This window comes from Aeromonas popoffii (genome assembly GCF_000820025.1).
GTDB classification, from domain to species: Bacteria; Pseudomonadota; Gammaproteobacteria; order Enterobacterales; family Aeromonadaceae; genus Aeromonas; species Aeromonas popoffii.
Genome location: NZ_CDBI01000017.1, coordinates 1 through 2147 on the forward strand (window position 1 = coordinate 1; position 2147 = coordinate 2147).

General features: G+C 58.2%; 4 protein-coding genes. 3 read left to right on the forward strand and 1 reads right to left on the reverse strand.

Annotated elements, in window-relative coordinates; all coding sequences use genetic code 11:
- The 3 genes from BN1129_RS04410 to BN1129_RS04420 all read left to right on the forward strand — a co-directional run.
- On the forward strand, nucleotides 1-193 hold a 193-nt coding region (locus BN1129_RS04410; protein WP_042034743.1), incomplete at its 5' end, for a UvrB/UvrC motif-containing protein.
- Nucleotides 193-447, forward strand: a complete 255-nt coding sequence (locus BN1129_RS04415) for a YkvA family protein (RefSeq protein ID WP_042034744.1) — start codon at nucleotides 193-195, stop codon at nucleotides 445-447. The genes BN1129_RS04410 and BN1129_RS04415, both read left to right, overlap by 1 nt.
- Nucleotides 448-625: 178 nt before the next feature.
- Nucleotides 626-1279 (forward strand): DedA family protein, encoded by a 654-nt coding sequence (locus BN1129_RS04420; protein ID WP_042034745.1) that lies wholly within the window; start codon nucleotides 626-628, stop codon nucleotides 1277-1279.
- Nucleotides 1280-1682: 403 nt separating this feature from the next.
- On the opposite strand, the gene BN1129_RS04425 is transcribed toward BN1129_RS04420, so the two are convergent.
- Nucleotides 1683-2147, reverse strand: a 465-nt coding sequence (locus BN1129_RS04425; RefSeq protein WP_042034746.1) for a methyl-accepting chemotaxis protein, incomplete at its 5' end; no start/stop codon positions are given.

Sequence of the window (2147 nt, forward strand, 5' to 3'; positions counted from 1 at the left end):
AGCGGGGAGGGGAGGGCGCAAGGCCGCCGAGCCGCAAGGGGAATACCATGCCCGTTCTGCCAGCGAGATCGCCAAAGAGATCAAGCGGATGGAAGAACAGATGTTCCAGCATGCGCGGGATCTGGAGTTCGAACAGGCGGCCGCGCTGCGAGACCAGATCCAGCGGCTGCGCCACGAGTTGATCGAAAGTTAATGGGCAAACGCTGGCTCATCTGGCGGCGTGTGCGTCGCCTCTATCTGGGCTTTCGCCACCCGGCCACGCCTTGGTGGGCCAGGGGGCTGGTGATCCTCATCTTGCTTTATGGCATCAGCCCGGTGGATCTCATCCCCGATGTGGTGCCCCTGCTCGGTTGGCTCGATGATGTGACGCTGCTGCTGGTATTGCTATGGGGCTGGGAGAAATGCCTGCCAGCGCGCGTTAGCGCGGCACTGGATGAGCGTGACTGAACCATGGTTGGCCTGGCTGGTGTCGAGAAGATGCATTTCCTCTTTGATGGTATTGTCATGACGAAGATAGCGTCGTACGGGTTGCGTTTAACCGGGATAAAAAGAGGATTGTGGGAAGATTGTGGCTCGGAATGCATTGGCGTAGACTCCACGCCGTTCACTTTATGGGTATGAGAAAATGGATCTGATCCTGTTTGCGATTGATTTTATTCTGCATGTTGATGTGCATTTGAAAGAGCTGTTTGAAAACTATGGCATCTGGGTTTACGCCATTCTGTTTTTGATCATCTTCTGCGAGACAGGGCTGGTCGTCACCCCCTTCCTGCCGGGTGACTCCCTGCTGTTCGCTGCCGGTGCGCTCACCGTCGGCAGCGTGCTGGACGTGCACACCCTGGCCGCCGTGCTGATCATCGCCGCCGTGCTGGGCAACGTGGTTAACTACACCATAGGTCACTTCTTCGGGGAGCAGCTGTTCCGCAATCCCGATTCCAAGATCTTCCGTCGCGACTATCTGGACAAGACCCACGCCTTCTATGCCAAGCATGGCGGCAAGACCATCATCATCACCCGCTTCCTGCCTATCGTGCGTACCTTTGCTCCCTTCGTGGCGGGCATGGGCGCCATGACCTATCCGCGCTTCCTGGTGTTCAACCTGGTGGGCGGCCTGCTGTGGGTGCTGTCGTTCGTCTACGCCGGCCACTTCTTTGGCAATCTGCCTGTGGTACGTCAGAACTTTACCCTGTTGATCTTCGGCATCATCGGCATCTCGCTGCTGCCCATGGTGATCGGCATGGTGAAAGCCAGGATGAACGCCAGCAAGGCGGCACCCTGATCCACATATTGTATGGGTGAGAGATCAGCATGAGAAAAGGGGAGCCAAAGGCGCAATGCCGATAAGTGAAGGGTCCATTGACCGCTCCTGCTGATGTGTGAAAATCCGAAACGTGTTGATTGGTTTCGGATTTTTTATGCGTATCACACAGGCTCACGACTTTCTTCACGCCAGCCAGGCTGCCCAGCTGGGGTCGCTCTTCCACCTCATTCCCCCACGCTCATCACTACCCTGCTTGGTGAAGAGGACGTCACGACCAGAAGAGAGCGACCTTACCCCCGCGGCGTGAAGCCAAGACCACCGCAGTACAGTGTGAAAAAGGCCAATAAAAACAATGCCAGTCAGGCTTAACTGACTGGCATTACGACCCAGTGTCGCGCTTTTTGTTGAGCGGTGTTACGCCTTACCAGCGGTAGGTCTTGAGCAACTGTTCCAGCTTCTGGCACTGCTCCACCAGCTGGATGCTGGCGAGGTTGGCGGCGTGCGCCTGACCCAGGGTGTCGTTGGAGGTGTTGCGAATGTCGCTCACCGAGCTGTCCACCTCGCTGCAGACCCTGTCCTGCTCCTCGGCAGATTGCGCCATCTGGGCGTTGAGATCGTTGATGCTGGCGATGCGACCTATGATGTTTTGCATGGCGGCCAGGGTTTCCTCGGTCTTGTGGATGCTCTGGTCCGCCTTGGATTTTGCATCCCCGATCACCGCAACGGCGCTCTGGGCCTCTTTCTGCAGTGCCGCGATCATCTGGGAGATCTGCTCGCTGGCGGCGCGGCTGCGGCTGGAGAGGGCGCGTACCTCGTCGGCCACCACCGCAAAACCGCGACCCTGCTCGCCAGCGCGGGCCGCCTCTATGGCGGCGTTGAGGGCCAG